General features: G+C 57.9%; 16 protein-coding genes and 1 pseudogene. 9 read left to right on the top strand and 8 right to left on the bottom strand.

All coding sequences use genetic code 11. The features are described 5' to 3' along the window. Positions 1-266: 266 nt before the first annotated feature. The gene (locus tag HTT03_RS00425; protein WP_174857927.1) at positions 267-1,145 is read right to left on the bottom strand and encodes a LysR family transcriptional regulator; all 879 of its coding nucleotides are present in this window, start codon (positions 1,143-1,145) and stop codon (positions 267-269) included. Between the two features lie 116 nt (positions 1,146-1,261). Between HTT03_RS00425 and HTT03_RS00430 the strand changes: the two genes are divergently transcribed. Next, positions 1,262-2,188 (top strand): serine hydrolase, encoded by a 927-nt coding sequence (locus HTT03_RS00430; protein ID WP_174857926.1) that lies wholly within the window; start codon positions 1,262-1,264, stop codon positions 2,186-2,188. 42 nt (positions 2,189-2,230) lie between these two features. Beyond that, positions 2,231-3,823, top strand: a complete 1,593-nt coding sequence (locus HTT03_RS00435) for an ABC transporter substrate-binding protein (RefSeq protein WP_174857925.1) — start codon at positions 2,231-2,233, stop codon at positions 3,821-3,823. A 104-nt stretch (positions 3,824-3,927) separates the two neighbouring features. On the opposite strand, the gene HTT03_RS00440 is transcribed toward HTT03_RS00435, so the two are convergent. Genes HTT03_RS00440 through HTT03_RS00465 form a run of 6 tightly spaced genes read right to left on the bottom strand, consistent with a single transcriptional unit; the run spans position 3,928 to position 9,211 of the window. Beyond that, positions 3,928-4,860, bottom strand: a complete 933-nt coding sequence (locus HTT03_RS00440; RefSeq protein WP_174857924.1) for an isoaspartyl peptidase/L-asparaginase family protein — start codon at positions 4,858-4,860, stop codon at positions 3,928-3,930. Next, positions 4,857-5,756, bottom strand: a complete 900-nt coding sequence (locus HTT03_RS00445) for a polysaccharide deacetylase family protein (RefSeq protein ID WP_174857923.1) — start codon at positions 5,754-5,756, stop codon at positions 4,857-4,859. The genes HTT03_RS00440 and HTT03_RS00445 overlap by 4 nt, the downstream gene beginning before the upstream one ends. Further along, positions 5,753-6,505 (bottom strand): SDR family NAD(P)-dependent oxidoreductase, encoded by a 753-nt coding sequence (locus HTT03_RS00450; RefSeq protein ID WP_174857922.1) that lies wholly within the window; start codon positions 6,503-6,505, stop codon positions 5,753-5,755. The genes HTT03_RS00445 and HTT03_RS00450 overlap by 4 nt, the downstream gene beginning before the upstream one ends. Next, entirely contained in the window at positions 6,502-7,515 is a 1,014-nt protein-coding gene (locus HTT03_RS00455) for a ketopantoate reductase family protein (protein ID WP_174857921.1), read from the bottom strand. Before HTT03_RS00455 ends, HTT03_RS00450 begins: the two co-directional genes overlap by 4 nt. Beyond that, entirely contained in the window at positions 7,512-8,213 is a 702-nt protein-coding gene (locus tag HTT03_RS00460; RefSeq protein ID WP_174857920.1) for a creatininase family protein, read from the bottom strand. The genes HTT03_RS00455 and HTT03_RS00460 overlap by 4 nt, the downstream gene beginning before the upstream one ends. Beyond that, positions 8,210-9,211 carry a GntR family transcriptional regulator gene (locus HTT03_RS00465; RefSeq protein WP_246253306.1) on the bottom strand — a complete coding sequence of 334 codons (1,002 nt, stop codon included), beginning with the start codon at positions 9,209-9,211 and terminating at the stop codon, positions 8,210-8,212. The genes HTT03_RS00460 and HTT03_RS00465 overlap by 4 nt, the downstream gene beginning before the upstream one ends. A gap of 163 nt (positions 9,212-9,374) precedes the next feature. Here HTT03_RS00465 and HTT03_RS00470 point away from each other — a divergent pair, with 163 nt between their 5' ends. The 6 genes from HTT03_RS00470 (at position 9,375) to HTT03_RS00495 (ending at position 16,403) form a co-directional block, all read left to right on the top strand. Further along, positions 9,375-10,946: an ABC transporter substrate-binding protein gene (locus HTT03_RS00470; RefSeq protein WP_174857919.1), complete on the top strand. Its 1,572-nt coding sequence runs from the start codon at positions 9,375-9,377 to the stop codon at positions 10,944-10,946. Between the two features lie 73 nt (positions 10,947-11,019). After that, entirely contained in the window at positions 11,020-11,994 is a 975-nt protein-coding gene (locus tag HTT03_RS00475) for an ABC transporter permease (RefSeq protein WP_174857918.1), read from the top strand. Further along, entirely contained in the window at positions 11,994-12,926 is a 933-nt protein-coding gene (locus HTT03_RS00480; protein ID WP_174857917.1) for an ABC transporter permease, read from the top strand. The genes HTT03_RS00475 and HTT03_RS00480 overlap by 1 nt, the downstream gene beginning before the upstream one ends. Further along, positions 12,923-13,888 (top strand): ABC transporter ATP-binding protein, encoded by a 966-nt coding sequence (locus tag HTT03_RS00485; RefSeq protein ID WP_174857916.1) that lies wholly within the window; start codon positions 12,923-12,925, stop codon positions 13,886-13,888. Before HTT03_RS00480 ends, HTT03_RS00485 begins: the two co-directional genes overlap by 4 nt. After that, positions 13,885-14,910 (top strand): ABC transporter ATP-binding protein, encoded by a 1,026-nt coding sequence (locus tag HTT03_RS00490; RefSeq protein ID WP_174857915.1) that lies wholly within the window; start codon positions 13,885-13,887, stop codon positions 14,908-14,910. Before HTT03_RS00485 ends, HTT03_RS00490 begins: the two co-directional genes overlap by 4 nt. Further along, a complete protein-coding gene (locus tag HTT03_RS00495; RefSeq protein ID WP_174857914.1) occupies positions 14,907-16,403 on the top strand; it encodes a carboxypeptidase M32 in 1,497 nt (498 codons plus the stop codon). Before HTT03_RS00490 ends, HTT03_RS00495 begins: the two co-directional genes overlap by 4 nt. 19 nt (positions 16,404-16,422) lie before the next feature. On the opposite strand, the gene rraA is transcribed toward HTT03_RS00495, so the two are convergent. Then, complete coding sequence (rraA, locus tag HTT03_RS00500; protein ID WP_217482685.1) at positions 16,423-16,920, bottom strand: ribonuclease E activity regulator RraA; 498 nt, start codon at positions 16,918-16,920, stop codon at positions 16,423-16,425. Positions 16,921-16,979: 59 nt separating this feature from the next. Between rraA and HTT03_RS18540 the strand changes: the two are divergent. Further along, positions 16,980-17,099 (top strand): annotated as a pseudogene (locus HTT03_RS18540) (ATP-binding protein); the annotation flags it as partial. Positions 17,100-17,193 lie beyond the last annotated feature (94 nt).

A 17,193-nucleotide genomic window follows, 5' to 3' on the forward strand; every position in this document is an offset into this window, starting at 1 on the left:
GACCTTCGGTGTTGGCAGGGTCCGACTTGTTGAGCCATGCCGACAATCTTATGTGCGCCTTACGGGCATCAATGCAGGTCGCTGGCAGAACGAAACCAGCCGGCCGCGCGCTACGGTCTCGCCGTCCCTGTCTACAACGCAGATCGAAATCTCTTTCAGCGGCACGTCCAAACCGCCATAGTATTCCATAGGTCGTTCTCCTCTACAGAATGGGCGTCTGCTTTACCGCTTTGCTTGCGCTGTTTTGAGGTCAATCATACTTTGGTTCAACAAAGCCCCGGCTCTTCTAAGATCGCTGATAATAGGTCATACACTCCGGCTGAAAATGCCTCATTACGGCGATAGAATGCCACGATATAGATTTCAGTGATGTCGCGTATTGGAAGCCAATGTAGGGTTTGATCGGCGGCTCCCCGCGCGGTCATCTCGTCAACGATGCCGATGCCACCACAATCACGCACCAAAGAACAAACGTCAGCACAGAAGGGCGTGGTGCAGGCAGGTTCGTAGTCAACATTGCAAACGCGAAAAGCGCTGCGGATGTGCGCTCCCATTGGAGACCAGTCGGGATCATAGCAGACCAGAGAAAATTTCGCGATTTCCTTACACATAAGTTCGCGCGCTCGTGCGAGGGGGTGATCGGTCCGCATCACTGCAACGAGAGAGGTCTTGCCTACTATGTGGGCTTTAAATTCTGCCTTTGGCGGGACTGCCATCTGCAAGCCGATATCCGCAACTTGATTTCGCAAATCTTCTTCCGGCGCATGTATCAGCAGTTTAAGCGATTTCCTCCAGTCGCGGTAGCCGGCGCGCCTTAAGATGGGCCCTAGAAACCCGTCTACCAAAGCTGGTGTGACAGATAACACAGGAGGTTTCGTTCGCTGGTTTCGTAGGGCTGGTAGACGTCCGCGTATTTTCGCATGAGCGTCAAATATGGGCTTGGAGAGGGCGTAAATTTCTTCAGCCTCTTTGGTGGGTGTAAGCCGTTTACCGTTTCGGTGAAACAAAACGACGCCTACTCTTTCTTCGAGGCGTTTAAGTTGGGCGCTTACACCTGGCTGCGAGATACGCAATAGGTGCGCGGTTTCGGTCGTTGTACCGACGCGCATCAGCGTTCCTAAAAGTTGAATTTCGCGCAATTCCATATATCAGCCCATTAATAAGAAGCCCTCTATTTATTATTATCCTTACAGGGTTACGCTGTCTAATATGATGTTCAAGCCAAGATCTGGTTTATCGAATGCTCGCTATGGGTGCCAAAATGTTCTATACTTTCGACCCTTTATGGAGCGGCACCTGTGACAAGGCTGTTGCTCAAATTTTGGATCATCCCGGCGCATTCGGGCTGACGAAAGAAACCTTCGGGCTCGTCGCTCTGCGCGAAGATACAAAGCGACCAGCAGGATATGTACTGAATGGGAGCTGGCAGTGCTATCCGTGTAGCGTGGTAAAGGCTTTTCATCTTGTGCATGCGTTGCACCGCCTAGAAGAGGGGACGATTTGCGCCCCCGACGATTTAGATCAAGCAATCATCGATATGATCCGCTGGTCCTCTAATACCGCCACAAACTACGTTATCGATTTTCTGACGGGTACCACTGGTGACACGGTGTTAGGCCAAGCAGAATTAGAGGCTTATAGGAGGAAACGACAGGGCCTCAACCGCTATTTCGCTGCGTTAGGCTGGCCAGAATGGGATGGATGCAATATCGCAATGAAGCTGAGCGGTGACACACGTTATGGACGCGAAGCGCAGTTGGCTGGCGCGAATGGAGAGAACCTGAACAGACTAACTCCGCTGGTCGGGGCCCGACTATTTTTTGACCTTTTCGCGGGCAATCTTCCCTTAAGCCGAGCAAGCGCTAAAAAAGCAAAACAGATATTACTGCGGGATCGAACAAGCTTAGACGCTGACAATCCATTATTCCAGGTTGCAGATTTCTTGGGGGGTGGGATGCCCAGTGACGCGAAAATTTGGAGCAAAGCAGGCCATACGGGCTGGACCGGTGATCCGCGCACTTCGTATTTCCGGCATGATCTGATCCGCGTTGCTGTGCCAGATGCAAAGCCCATCATCCTATCTATGATGACCCAGGGTCCCCTGATGGCTGAATATGGTAACGAACTCTTCCCCCAAATAGGGCGCATTCTCTTGTCAAACCTTCTCGATGCTAGCGATGCGCACTGAGTTAGCGCCGCGCTCTACACCTCACAAAATAGGAGAGACCCAATGCCACTAAAAAGATATCTCAGCTCAGCCGCGTTTATAGCCGCATTTGCGACGTCCCCGCTGGCCGCTAAATCGCTGGTATTCTGTTCGGACGCTTCCCCTGAAGGGTTCGACCCGGCGCTATATACCTCGATCACGACCTTCGATGCTTCATCTCGGACCATTTTCAACCGTATTGTGGAATTTGAAACAGGCACTACTAATGTTGTGCCCGGCCTCGCGGAAAGCTGGGAAGTGTCTGACGACAAGCTGGAATATACGTTTCACCTGCGCAAAGGAGTGAAATTTCATTCCAATTCGAGCTTCACGCCAACCCGTGATTTCAATGCGGATGATATTCTCTTCAGTTTCAACCGTCAGCGTCTAGCAGATCATCCCTATCATAGCGTAGCTGAGAGCAACTGGAGCTACTTCGAAGCCATGGGGATGAGCGAACGGATCGCCGATATCATTAAGGTGGACGATTATACCGTTAAGCTGGTTCTCAATCGCCCCGAGGCACCGATGATGTCGAACCTTGCAATGGATTTTGCGTCGATCCAGTCTAAAGAATATGCTGACCAGATGCTCGCGGCCGGCACGCCGGAGAAACTGAACCAGGCGCCGATCGGGACGGGACCGTTTGTTTTTGTGAACTATCAGAAAGATGCGGTCATTCGGTACGAGGCCAACCCAGATTATTGGGAAGGCGCCTCTCCGCTAGACACGCTGATCTTCGCCATCACGCCCGACGCTTCCGTACGCTATCAGCGATTGAAAGCAGGTGAGTGTCAAATTATGCCTTATCCCAATCCTGCTGATATTCAGGCTATGCAGGATGATCCTGAGATAAAGGTTCTGACGCAGGAAGGCCTAAATGTCGGATATCTCGCTTATAATACATTGATGAAGCCCTTCGACGACCCGCGGGTACGCAAGGCGCTCAACATGGCAGTAGACAAAGCCGCGATTGTCGATGTTGTCTATCAAAGGTCCGGCCAAATCGCGAAAAATCCGCTTCCGCCGACGATCTGGTCCTATAATGATGCCGTTACAGACGAGCCTTATGATCCGGAAGCCGCCAAAGCGCTTTTGAAAGCTGCTGGTGTCGAAGATTTGACAATGAAGCTCTGGGCTATGCCTGTTTCGCGTGCGTATAACCCGAATGCGCGGCGCATGGCTGAAATGATGCAGTCTGACTTTGAAAAGGTTGGCGTTACCGCAGAAATCATTTCCTACGAATGGGGGGAGTATCTTAGTCGGTCAAAATCAAAAGACCGGGACGGCGCAGCTCTTCTTGGGTGGATAGGCGATAATGGCGATCCGGATAACTTTCTGTCAGTTTTGCTGGGTTGCGATGCAGTCGGTGGCTCGAATGCTGCAAATTGGTGCTTTGAGCCCTACGACGAGCTGATCCAAAAAGCCAAAACAACTTCCGATAAGGCAGAGCGTACAAGGCTTTATAAGGAGGCCCAGATCATTGCAAAAGAGCAGGCTCCCATGTTGAATATTGCCCATTCGGTAGACTTCATGCCAATGTCACAGAAAGTAGATGGATATAAGATCCATCCGATGGGCACACATATTTTCTACGGCGTCGACATTCAGGATTAAGCAACTTGGGCGGTGCCGCATTTTGGTGCCGCCCGCCACAAGGCAAGATACCACGCGACTTTCAAAGCCGCGTGGGAATGATCATCAGCACAAATGATTGGTTATTATTCTACGCTGTCATAAATACTTGTCTTAGGCTTTGAGCCCTTGCAAACCATCCCGCGATACATTCCCTGGGAGTTGAACGGCATTGCAATATTACCTGCCGCATCCACCGCGATGATCCCACCTGAACCGTCGTTGTCGGCGAGATCCTGCATCACCACATGATCGGCAGCAGTGGCAAGGTCTTCGCCCGCGTGTCGCATCCGCGCTGCGATTTCTCCGGCCGCGTTCCAGCGGATGAATATCTCTCCGTGCCCCGTCCCAGAGACCGCGCAGGTTGCGTTATCCGCAAAGGTGCCCGCTCCGATCATCGGCGTGTCGCCCACGCGGCCTGGCGCCTTGGCGGTCATCCCTCCGGTCGAGGTGGCGGCGGCGATATTGCCGTCCTCATCCCGCGCCACCGCGCCAACGGTGCCATGGCGGCGCGCCGGGTCGTCAGACACCTCGCCACGTGCGCGCATCTCCAGCGTCTCCTGAAGCGCGTCCCAGCGGGACTGGGTGAAAAAATAGTCCCGGTCGCCAAACTCGAGCTCTGCCTGCCGCGCGACCTCAAGCGCATTGGGGCCGATAAGGGTAACATGCTCGGTCTGATCCATCACTGCGCGGGCCAGTTTCACCGGGTTCTTCGGCCCGAATACGCCAGCGACGGAACCCGCACGACGGTCTTTGCCATCCATCACGGCAGCGTCCATCTCTTGTTTGCCCTCAGAGGTATAAACTGCCCCGCGCCCTGCGTTGAACAAGGGCTCATCCTCCAAGGCGCAGACCGAAGCGATCACCGCGTCCAAGGCACTGCCCCCGTTGCGCAGCACTCCCTCGCCCGCTTCGAGCGCGCGGGCGAGGCCAGCGTGATAGGCGGCCTCTTTCGCGGGCGTCATGTTCTCTTTCAAAATGGTTCCGGCACCGCCGTGGATAGCAAGGGAATAGGTCATTTTGGTCCTTTCAGTCCGGCCTGCTCGGCGCAATAGGCCGCGATTTCGGCATGAGTGGCGATCCAGCAGTCGCCTTTGGATTTGATGTGGTCGATCAGCTCGTCGAGGATGAAGATGCGCGAGCGGTAGCCGGTGATATGCGGGTGCATGGTCAGCAAGAACAGCGCGCCTTCGTCGTAGGCCCCGTCGAATTCGCGGCGGAAGATGTCGAGCACATCAGTAGGCGGCGTATAGGGCCGCTGCGCGCCGAAACGGTTCATCATGAAATAGACGGCATCATCGCGGATCCATTCGACGGGCAGTTCGACGATCCCGGTCGGTTCGCCTTTTTCTATGATCTCATAGGGGTCATCGTCCGAGAACAGTGAACTGTCGTACAAGAGCCCCATCTCGCGGGCGATCGACAGGGTGCTGGGGCTGTAATCCCAAGACGGGGTGCGCATGCCGACAGGGCGGGCGCCGGTGATCTTTTCCAGCGTGTCAGCAGAGCGTAGCATCAAGTCGCGTTCTGCCGCGCCCGAGACCTGTGTGTTACGTTCGTGAATCCAGCCGTGCAGGCCGATCTCATGTCCCTCGCCGGCGAGGCTACGCTGCTCTTCGGGGTGTAGGAGAGCGGAGACGGCGGGCACAAAAAAACTGGCCTTCACCCCGTGCTGGTCAAGCACCTTGCGAATGCGCGGAATGCCTCGACGGGCGCCATATTCGCCCCAGCCGAGGCGGGCGATGCTTTCGCCGCCGTCGCGCAACTCATTAGTTTCATGGTCACTGTCAAAGCTCAGCGCCACGGCACAGCGCGCGCCGCCGGGCCAGGTTTGGGGCAGAAGATTCTGCCCCGCGCGCACTTGTTCGACCAGCCCGCGCCAATGCGCTTCGTCCCATTCATGCGGCTCGCTCATACGTGACCTCCATCGACGGATAGAATTTGTCCAGTGATCCAACCCGCACGGTCGGAACAGAGGAATGTGACCGCGTCCGCGATATCCTGCGCACGTCCCAATCGGCGCATATGGATGCCGCCAATGATCTGCTTTTGCCGCTCTGTTCCAAAGGCGTCCCACTGCTTTTCAGTCGAAGGGTTCGACAGAACGAAGCCGGGAGCGACGGAATTGACGGTGATCCCCTGCGGCCCCAGTTCCAGCGCCAGTTGTTTGGTGAGACCGACGAGCGCGTGTTTGGCAGCTGCATAGGCCTGGATACCCGTAAGGCTAGGCCGCAAACCCGCGCCGGAAGAGATTGTTACAATCCGCCCACTGCCCGCTTGTTTCATCGCCGGGGCAAATCCTTGGGCGCACCATATAGCAGCATCGACGTTGGCCTGAAAAATGGCGTGCCAATCGGCTTCACTAATTTCTTCGAGCGGGCGGCCTACCTGACCACGAACGCCGCCGGCAGAGGTGATCAGCCCATCAACGCGCCCATGGTGTTCAGTGATCTCGCGACAAAGGGCCAAAGTTTGGGCCCGGTCGCCCAAATCGCCCTGATGCAGCGTGACGCCTTCTGCCTCGAGCGGGGCGAGCCCGGCTGCGTCGATGTCCATCGCTGCCACAGTAGCACCTGCGGCGTGCAGCTCAGTCAGGATCGCTGCACCGATGCCCTGAGCAGCACCGGTGACGACAAAGACCTTACCTGTCAGATCAATCTTCATGCGGGCAGCAATAGGTTGACGAGGTCGGCGGATTGTTCGCGCTTTCCGTCCTCAATGTCATGAATGAGATCAACCATCCGAGCCAAGGTCGGCACGGAAATACCCGCTGTCCGGCCCAGATCGACCATGACGCCGATTTGCGCATCCACCTCGGTCTTGCGCTTGCGCACAGCAAGATCGCGCCAGATGCCGGAATGGGTTTTGGCCGTTTTGCGGTTATGCGCGACCATCCTGTCCATCGCCACTTCGATCGCGGCAATATCATTCGCGAGGAACGCTTCGGGATCGAAGCCGTTGAACCCCAGCGGTGCGACACCTTCATGTGCTGCGAGGGTCATCACCTCATGCCCGAGCGCCCTATAAGCGGCGCGATGTTCAGGACGGGCCATGGCGTCGGACATGCTGTCCGGCGTGAGAGCAGTGCAGAAGAGCAGAGAGCCATAGCCCATTTTGCCCCAGAGATAGCCCCAAATATTATCGGTTGCTACGGCATCCGGCTCGACCAACTTTAACAGCGTGTGAACCTCGGCGACGCGGTCGGTCATGCTGCCGTCCAGCTCGCCCACCGCCACTGCCGCGCGATTGCCGAAGAGGATACGCCCTGGCTCCAGCCAATCCGCCCCATAGTTGACGAAACAGCCCACCGTGTTTTCTGCGCCGATCCGTGCCGCGATGACTTTTTCATTTAGCCCGTTCTGTGCCGAGACGACGTAACCCCCGGGGGCTAGATGAGGGACGAGCATTTCCAACGCGGCGGTGGTGTGATGCGCTTTCACGCAGAGATAGATGCGCTCGTATTGTCCGGCCAGTTCGCTCGGTGTGCTGGCTGGCAAGACCTGAGAGAACTCCTCCACCGGACCTTCGATACGCAAACCGGTGGTGCGCATGGCCTCGACGTGCTTGTCGACAACATCGACCATGTGAACAGCATGGCCAGCGCGTGCGAAGTAGGCGCCGAGAATGCCGCCGATGGCCCCGGCGCCCCAGATCAGAATGGGTGTGTCGCTCATGCCCAATCTCCTTCCAACTGCGCGCGGGTCTCGCGCACGGCGATCTCCCATAGACGGTCCGTATCGGCCTCTGGCTTTTGATAGACCCCGCCATAGTTGCCATCACCAATCAGCTCGCGCACACCCGCGGCATTCCGATCGCGGAGCTTGTCGAAGGGAACAAAAGGCTTTTGCTTATCCGGCAATTCACGGCCCGGTAGGCGGGTCCAGGGAAAGTTTTCCATCCAGGAAGCGTGGCTTGCGATTGGATCGATCTCCTGCACACAGCTCCACGTTTCGGGTGCGCGCCACCAGTCATGGAAGCGGCAGCGGGCGCCTTCGTTAGCTTCCATCCACTCCATTGTAACCGGCTGCACCGGGCTGTTGCCGCCGTGTCCGTTTACGATCAGCACGCGACGGAAACCAGTCGCATAAAGACTGTCGAGGATGTCGCGCAGGAGCGCCGCATAGGTGCTGAGTTTCAGCGATACCGAGCCAGGGAACCCCATGAAATATGGTGTGAGGCCGTATGCAACCGCTGGAAAGACCGGCACGCCGAGCGGTTCAGCAGCATCGGCCGCGACTTTCTCGGATAAGATGGAATCGACCGAAAGGCTGAGATATGCATGCTGTTCGGTGCTGCCGAGCGGTAGCACACAGCGGTCATCGGTTTTCAGGTAATCTTCGATCTCGAACCAGTTGCTTTCAGATATCTTCATTCTGTGGCGGCCTTTGTATCTTTGGTGGTGGCCCGGCATCGTTCGATGGCAGGCAGGATTTCTGTGCGAATGGCGTGAATGTCGGGGGTGTGGCGGTATTCGAATGCAGTTTGCTCCGCGCGCAGCGCACCGCGCAGATAGTCCGCCCCGGTGGCATAGATAACGACGTCTGCGTTGCGCATGGCTGCGGAAAGGCCTTCTTCGTCGCGTACCTTCATGGTCAGCTGTGTCACATGCGGCGCGAACCGCAGAATGCCTGCTTTCATGATTGTGACGAAGCCTGGGAAATAAGAATAGGCCAGCGTTATAGCGTCGGGCGGAATGGAGGCGAGCGCTACGCGGGTTGCTTCATTTGGGATTAGCGTAAGGCCGATGACTTCCACATCGGGCAGAATCTCTCGCGCTTTGGCGAGCAGGGTTTTTGGCGCGATCACCAGATCGACGTCGCTGGGTGGAGCGGCGGCGATGTCTTCCAGCACAGCGGCTTCGATCTGATCGCCTTCGGGCAAATAGGCGTGCAATTCGTCCGCATAGGCGCGGGTGGCATCGATAAAGTTGCCGACCATCAAAATGCGGATCGGACGGGGCCGCGCGGTGCTTGCCATCGATATGCGCACCGCCAGTTCCGAGGCGTTGACGCCACAGGCCCTGGCAAGAGTGAGCAACTCGGCAATTTGTTGATCAAGTTGGCGAAAGCGCCCGTCCGTCGCGCGGCTACCGCCTCCGCTGACGAAGGTGCCTGAACCGACCCGCCCTTCGACCAGCCCTGAGGCTTGTAGTGCCGCATAGACATTGCTGACGGTGACGGGCGAGATCTTCAGCCGCGCGGCCAGCGTGCGCACCGACGGTAGCCGCGCGGCGGCGGGCAGTTCACCCGAGGCGATTCCAAACTCCAGCGCGCCGCGCAATTGCACCGAAAGCGAGACTGAAGACTTGCGGTCCATCGCCTGGATAATGCGGTCCATCGCCCGTTCAAAAATATCTTGCTCTCGCATCATGGTGTTACAGTGACCGAAAACAGTTCATTCGACAAGATAATTATATACGTCATATTAAGAGGTTTTGCGGGGGTATCCCGCAATATTGTTACATTTAAATGTTGACCGCTCTAAAAATAGCGGTCTAGTGTGACTGCAAGATATAACACATGGAGGATGACCAATGACTAAACTTACCTTGAAATCAGCCGTAGCGGCCTTAGCGCTGGCGTCGGCTGCCCCGGCGGTTATGGCGGCTGACCTCGTGGTCGGGCTGCGTGCAGGTCCAGATTCCATTGATCCGCATTGGTCAACTCTGGGGTCGCAGGCAGAGGCGCTGCGCCATGTGTTTGATACGCTTGTGGACGTTGACGAAAAACTGCAGCTCAAGCCTGGCCTCGCCGTGAGCTGGGAGCCGATCGACGACACCACATGGGAATTCAAGATGCGCGAAGGCGTGAAATTTCATGACGGTACCGACTTCACAGCCGAAGATGCGAAGTTCTCGATTGAGCGTATCCCCGAGGTTACCGGCCCGATGCCAATGACCCTCTACACCAAATATGTAGACAGTGTTGAAGTGGTCGACGACTATACATTGCATGTAAAGACCAAAGGCATGGCCCCCTCGTTGCCGAATGACTTTACTCGATTGTTCGTTGTGCCTTCTGAGACCGGCATGGAGGCTGGCAACGAAGAATTCAACTCCGGCGAGAAGGCCATCGGTACCGGCCCTTACACATTCGTATCCTGGCAGCCCAAAGGCGATCTAGTCCTTAAGCGCAACGATGATTACTGGGGCGGAGAAACCGCTTGGGAAACAGTCACACGACGCGAGATCCCAGAAGATACTTCGCGTGTTGCGGCTCTGCGCTCCGGCGAAGTTGATCTGATCAACTACGTCCCCGCGTCCGATTATCTCGCGATGAAAAACGACGACGAAATTGATACTTTCGTTTCTGATTCCATTTACATTCTGAACATCGCGCCTTCTGTGAAGGACGAAGAACCTCAGCCGATCAAAGTCAACGGCGAAGAGGTTGAGGGCAACCCGCTGCAAGACCTGCGTGTGCGGAAAGCGCTCGATCTAGCGATCAACCGTGACGTGCTGGTGAACGTGGTGCTTGAAGGTCTCGGCACCCCGGCCAATCAATTGATGCCGGAAGGCTTCTTCGGCTACAGCCCGGAGCTGGGCAAGCGTGAGTATGACATTGAGAAAGCCAAGGAGCTGCTGGCCGAGGCCGGCTACCCGGACGGTTTCGAGATTGATTTCACTTGCACCAACAATCGCGTGCCTGGCGATGCCGTGGTCTGCGAGGCCCTGGCGCAGATGTGGTCGCGTCTCGGTCTGACCGTGAACGCGCAGGCGCTTAACGGTACCGTGTTCTTCCCCGCTGCCGCGCGAGAGGAATACACGATGACCATGTCCGCCTGGGGCACGCTGACCGGTGAGGCAGCCTATACCTATGGTGCGCTGGTTCACACAAAGGACGCCGAGAAAGGGTTTGGTAACTTCAACCGTTCGGGCTACTCCAACCCTGAGTTTGACAAAGTGTTTGGCGAAGGCTCTCAGACCCTCGAACCAGAAGCGCGTAAGAAGCTCTACGAAGAGGCGTCTTTCATTGCGATGGATGACCGCGCGCTGATCCCAACGGTGATCTTGCAGACTGTATGGGCGGCGAATGCCGATACCATCGACATGACCGCACGGGTGGACCAAGAAACCCGCACTTACGCGATCAAACCGGTCGAATAAGGCCTCACCAACCCGGACGCCCGCAGCTTTGCTGGCGGGCGCCTTCCCTTTTTGCTCTCATGGGCGAGGTCGAATGCTCAGCTACTTTATCACCCGAATTGCACAGGCCATTGTCGTGGTTTTTGCCATGTCGGTCATTGTCTTCGTCGGGGTCTTCGCCATCGGCAATCCGATCGACGTGATGATCGACCCTGGTGCCACGCAGGCGATCCGCGAAAAGCTGATCGCGCAATACGGCCTCGATCAGCCCTTGGTCGTGCAATACTGGACCTTCCTGCGCAATGTCTTCGCGGGCGATCTGGGCACTTCGATGGTCTATAACATACCGGTCGTCGATCTGGTCTTCTCCCGCTTTCCAGCTACGCTTGAGCTTGTCGCCGTCTCGGTCCTGATCGCCGTGGGCGTGGGCATTCCTGCTGGTCTCTGGGCCGGGTATCGCCCCGACAGCTTTGGTGCGAAACTCGTCATGGCGCTTTCGGTGCTTGGTTTTTCGGTCCCGACCTTCTGGATCGGCATGCTACTGATTATGGGCTTTGCCGTTGAGCTAGGCTGGTTGCCATCGGGAGGACGAGGAGATGAGGCGACCTTCCTTGGCGTGTCCTCCTCGCTCTTCACCCTGGATGGCTGGAGCCATGTGATCATGCCCGCGATTAACCTGTCTCTGTTCAAGATGGGCCTGATGATCCGCCTCACACGCGCTGGAATGGTTGAGGCGATGGGCACCGACTACGTCAAATTCGCCCGCGCCCAAGGACTGCCGGACCGGCAGATCGTTTTCAGCCACATTTTGCGCAACATCTCGATTCCGATCGTGACGGTGCTGGGGCTTGAGCTTGGCTCGACGCTGGCCTTCGCCGTGGTAACTGAAAGCGTGTTCAACTGGCCTGGTGTCGGCAAGCTGATCATTGATTCGATCCTGCAACTCGACCGCCCGGTGATGGTCTCTTACCTCATCATGGTCGTGATCCTCTTTGTCCTCATCAACCTTGTGGTTGATCTCGTCTATGCTCGTCTGGACCCGCGCGTCCGTCTGAAAGGAGGCGCATGATGTCCGAGATTATCGCTGAAAATATCGCCGCCGTGCCCTCGGCCCCCCCTGTGGAAACCCGCGCCAAGCGGCTGCGCAACTTTTGGTCCGACTTTCGCGAGTCTTGGGTGGCTGTGGGCGCCTTAACCGTCATCGCTGTTCTGCTATTTCTGTCTTTCGGCGCGCCGCTGGTGTCGCCACAAGATCCCTATGATATGGCGATGCTTGATTGGCTCGACGCTTTCCTGCGCCCCGGCACCGAAGGGTCGGGGGGCTATACCCATCTGCTAGGCACCGACAACGCAGGCCGCGATATGCTTTCGGCGATCTTTTACGGGCTGCGCACAAGCTTTGTGATCGGTCTCTCCGCGGGCGCCTGTGCGCTGCTGGTTGGCATCGTTGTGGGGCTGACGGCGGCCTATTTCGGAGGGCGGATCGAAGCTTTGCTAATGCGGATCGTTGATCTGCAACTCTCGATGCCCGCAATTCTGCTGGCGCTGGTTCTGGTGGCGATGCTGGGTCAGGGGATTGGCCAGATCATTCTCGCACTCGTCGTCGCCCAATATGCCTATTTCGCCCGCACCACTCATGGCGCCGCGAAGGTCGAACGCGGCAAGGACTATATTGAGGCCGCCCGCTCCACACCTTTGCCGACGCACCGTGTGCTGTTTAAACACCTCCTGCCCAATGTGCTGCCCCCGCTGATCGTTGTGGCTACGGTGCAGGTGGCAAGCGCCATCGCGCTGGAGGCAACGCTGTCCTTCCTTGGCGTGGGGCTGCCGCTGACCGAACCCTCGCTGGGATCGTTGATCTCTAACGGATTCAAATACATCCATTCGGACCGCTACTGGCTGTCTATCTATCCCGGATTGGCTCTGATGGTGACCGTAGTTGCAATCAATCTTGTGGGCGATCAAGTCCGCAAAGTACTCGATCCGAGGAACAGCCGATGAGTGCCGCACTAGAGGTCAAGGGACTGACCACGCAATTCAGCACTCGCAAGGGCGCGGTGACAGCCGTGAACGACGTGAGCTTTTCGGTCCAGCCAGGGCGGATTCTCGGCCTGGTAGGCGAAAGCGGCTCGGGTAAGAGCGTTACAGGCTTTTCCATCATGGGACTGATTGACGAGCCGGGCAGAATCATCGGCGGGCAAGTCATGGTACAGGGTGCCGACATGCGCAAGATGAGTACCGAAGAGCAGCGCAAGATGCGCGGCCGCGCCGTATCGATGGTGTTTCAAGACCCGATGATGACCCTGAACCCCGTGCTGCGCGTTGGCGATCAGATGGCGATGGCAGTGCGGGTGCATGATAAGGTCAACAAAGCCGCCGCATGGGAACGCGCCCGCGAAGCTTTGGAGATCGTCGGCATCCCAGCACCTCGGGAACGATTGCAGGCCTATCCGCATCAGCTGTCAGGCGGCATGCGCCAGCGGGTGGCGATTGCGACCGCACTGTTGCACCGACCAGCAGTGATCATCGCCGACGAGCCGACCACCGCACTTGATGTCTCGATTCAGGGCCAAATTCTTGCCGAGGTGCGACGTTTGGCCGATGACATCGGCACCGCCATTGTCTGGGTGACCCATGACCTCGCCGTGGTCTCATCGCTCGCAGACGATATCGCAGTGATGTACGCAGGCCGCATCGTCGAAAGCGGGACGGCCGAGCAAGTCATTGCTAACCCACGCCATCCCTATACGCGTGGGCTGATCGATTCGGTGCCGGGCTTACATGAGCCGGGTCAAGACCTGCCGCAGATCCCCGGCTCGACCCCGCAACTGGTGAACCTGCCGTCGGGCTGTCCGTTCCGTTCGCGCTGTCCGCGTGCGACCGACATTTGCGCGTCGTTCCCACATAATACTGGAACCGAGGCACATTCCGTTCTGTGCCACCATCCGCTTGAGGCCACATGACCGATCCCATCCTGAAAATCGACGGCGTTTCTAAGCGGTTCACCCGAAAGCCGGGGCCGATAGTTAGCGGAATCGATAAGCTCACGGGCCGAAATTCGACCCAGACTGTGCATGCGGTCAATGATGTAACACTGAGCGTGGCGCGTGGCGAGGTGCTCGGCATCGTTGGAGAATCCGGCTGTGGAAAATCTTCCATGGGCCGCGTCGTTTCTGGCATCTATGCGCCAACTGAGGGTACGGTGACGCTCGAAGGTAAGCCGGTGGCACGTGATCATCGCGGAAATGTTGAAAAACTGACGACGCGCGTTCAGATGATCCACCAAGATCCGTTTGCCAGCCTCAATCCGCGCATGAAGGTGGGCGAGATCATTGCCGAAGGTCCACGTATTCACGGGCTGATCCCGGCGCGTGAAGTGCAGGAACGGGTGCGCAGCCTACTGGAACAGGTGGGGCTTGAGGGTGCCTATGCCAACCGTCTGCCACATCAGTTCTCAGGTGGGCAACGTCAGCGGGTCGCCATTGCGCGGGCCTTGGCAATGCAGCCAGATCTACTGGTGCTGGACGAGGCCGTGGCCTCGCTCGACGTGTCCATTCAGGCGCAGGTGCTTAATCTCTTTATGAAGCTGCGGCGCGAGTTGGATCTGACGGCGCTGTTTATTAGCCATGACCTCTCGGTCGTGCGCCATGTCTGCGACCGGGTCGCGATCATGTACCTAGGCCGCGTGGTTGAGACCGCGCCAGCGGATGAACTCTACGCCAAACCATTGCACCCCTATACCGAGGCGCTGTTCGGCTCGGTCCCGACGCTCGGCACGGGGCGCGCGCGTTTTCATCCGATCAAGGGCGAGATCCCCTCCCCAATCAACCCGCCTAAGGGCTGCGCCTTTCATCCGCGCTGTCCGTTGGCCGGGCCGCGCTGCAAGGCCGAAGTGCCGCGCCTTGTGACCCCATCCGACAACCGCAGCGTCGCCTGCCACCTACAGGATGGTGGCACCGGCACGCAGACTGGAGCCACCGCATGAGCCATTCCTTGAACACCCGGGTGGCACGGTTGAACGATGTGCTGGTTTCGGTGAACCTGCTGAACTGGGATGCGCGGGTGATGATGCCCGCAGGCGGAGCCGAAACCCGCGGCCATCAGATTGCCACCTTGATGGGAATCGCGCGCGAGATGATTTTGGACCCCGGCATGGGCGAAGCTGCCGAGGCTATGCTGAATGGGAAGCCATCCGACCTCGATCGCCGCGCTGCGCTTGCGGTGCAGGATGCGCGCGCCCATCACGGCCGCATCCCCGCTGATCTGTTGCGTCGACAGGCCGAACAGTCGATCACCGCCGGGGCTGCCTGGACCGAGGCGCGACGGACCGGCGATTTCGCGCTGTTTCAACCGCATCTGCAGAGTATCGTCGATCTGGCGCGCGAGAAGGCGCAGGCGCTTGGCTATGACGATCATCCCTATGATCCTATGGCCGATGTGTTTGAACCGGGGGCAACGGCGGCAAAACTCACCAGTTTCTTCGATCAATTGCGCGATGGTATTCGCCCTATTTTGGATGCCGTCTTGGCCTGCCCTGCCCCGCGCAGTGATTTCCTGTTCCGCAATTATCCGGTAGAGGACCAGCAAGCCTTCTGTGCCTATATTGCCGAAGCACTTGGCTATGACATGGCCCGCGGGCGGCTTGATACGGCAGTGCATCCGTTTGAGATTTCCATGACGCGCAACGACGTGCGGATCACCTCGCGCTGGAACCCAAATTACCTGCCGATGTCGATCTTCGGCACGATCCACGAAGCGGGCCACGCGCTTTATGAGATGGGCGCAGCCCCGGCGCTGACACGCGGGGCGCATGCGACGGATATGATTGGGCTATACGCTGTCGCGGGCACCAGTTTTGGCATGCACGAAAGTCAGTCGCGCCTGTTGGAAAACCACATTGGCCGCACGCCGGCGTTCTGGGCGGTGCATTACGGGCGGCTGCGTGACACCTTCCCCGAACAACTCTCCGACGTTAGCGAGGACGAGTTCGTCGCCGCGATTAACCGCGTCTCGCCGGGTCTTACCCGGGTCGAGGCGGATGAGTTGACTTATGATCTGCATATCATGCTGCGGGTGAAGATCGAGATGGCACTGATGGACGGCTCGCTGGACGTTGCAGATGTGCCCGAGGCATGGAACGCGGCGATGAAGTCCGATCTGGGACTAGATGTGCCGGACGATGGCATGGGGTGCTTGCAGGACGTGCATTGGTCGCACGGCTATATCGGGTCTTTCCCGACCTATACGCTGGGAAATTCGACCGCGGCACAGATCATGGCGCATCTGGATCAGACGCGACCCGCCGTGCGCGAGGGGGTGATTTCGGGCGACTATGCGCCGGTGCAGGCCGCACTTGGCGATTTAGTTTGGCAGCACGGGCGGTCGTGCAGCCGGGCGGAGATACTCGGCGGTATCGGAGCCGAGGCTTATGACCCAACGTCCTACCTTGCTTATCTTCGGGGAAAGTTCGCCGAATAGGTTTAGCGCCCTTGCTGAGTCACGCTGGCAGAGACAGTTCGCGCGGGGCGGTGATAACGCAATCCGCGTCCGCATAGACCCAATCGCCGGGTTTTATGGTAATGTCGCCAAAGCTGACGCGCACGCCCATCCGCCCTTCGGTTGGTGTATTACCGCGCCGGGCGGTGGTGCCGAGCGCATGAACGCCTATCTCCAGCGCATCAATCCCCCGGCTGTCACGGATCACCCCGTTGATCACTACCCCACGCCAGCCGTTGCGTGCCGCGATTTCCGCCAATCGGTCCCCCATCACCCCCACGCGCATCGACCCGGCTGCATCGACGACCAGCACACGACCCGCGCCAGGCTGCTCAAGCGCGCGCAGCACCGGGCGGTGGTCCTCGAATGTTGAGAGCGTCTGGCATGGGCCAAAGTAGCTCAGCGGCCTGCCAAACTGGCGGAACTGGAGCGCGCAGACCTGTAGGTCGGTGTGGTATAGGTCATAAAGATCAGGGGTCACGATCACGGGTTGGGTCATCTGGAGGGCTCCTTATGGCCTGTCATTTGTGGCCCGCGCGGGGGCGAAGATCAAACCCCGATCGGCTTACCCACCGCTGCCACATCCTCGAGACTGGAAACGATAGCTACCGCTTCAAGGCCAGCGCTGAGGCTGCAAAGAAAACAGGAAAGGAGACCAAAACATTGACCGCGTCATAAACCACGACGCATAACTGAGGGTGGGTCAAATCTCGGTGAAAATACCGGGTCAGTTCTCAATGACAATCAACAGGCCTGGGCGCTGTTCTGTGAC

The sequence above is a fragment of the Sulfitobacter maritimus genome (assembly GCF_013346665.1).
GTDB lineage: Bacteria > Pseudomonadota > Alphaproteobacteria > Rhodobacterales > Rhodobacteraceae > Sulfitobacter > Sulfitobacter maritimus.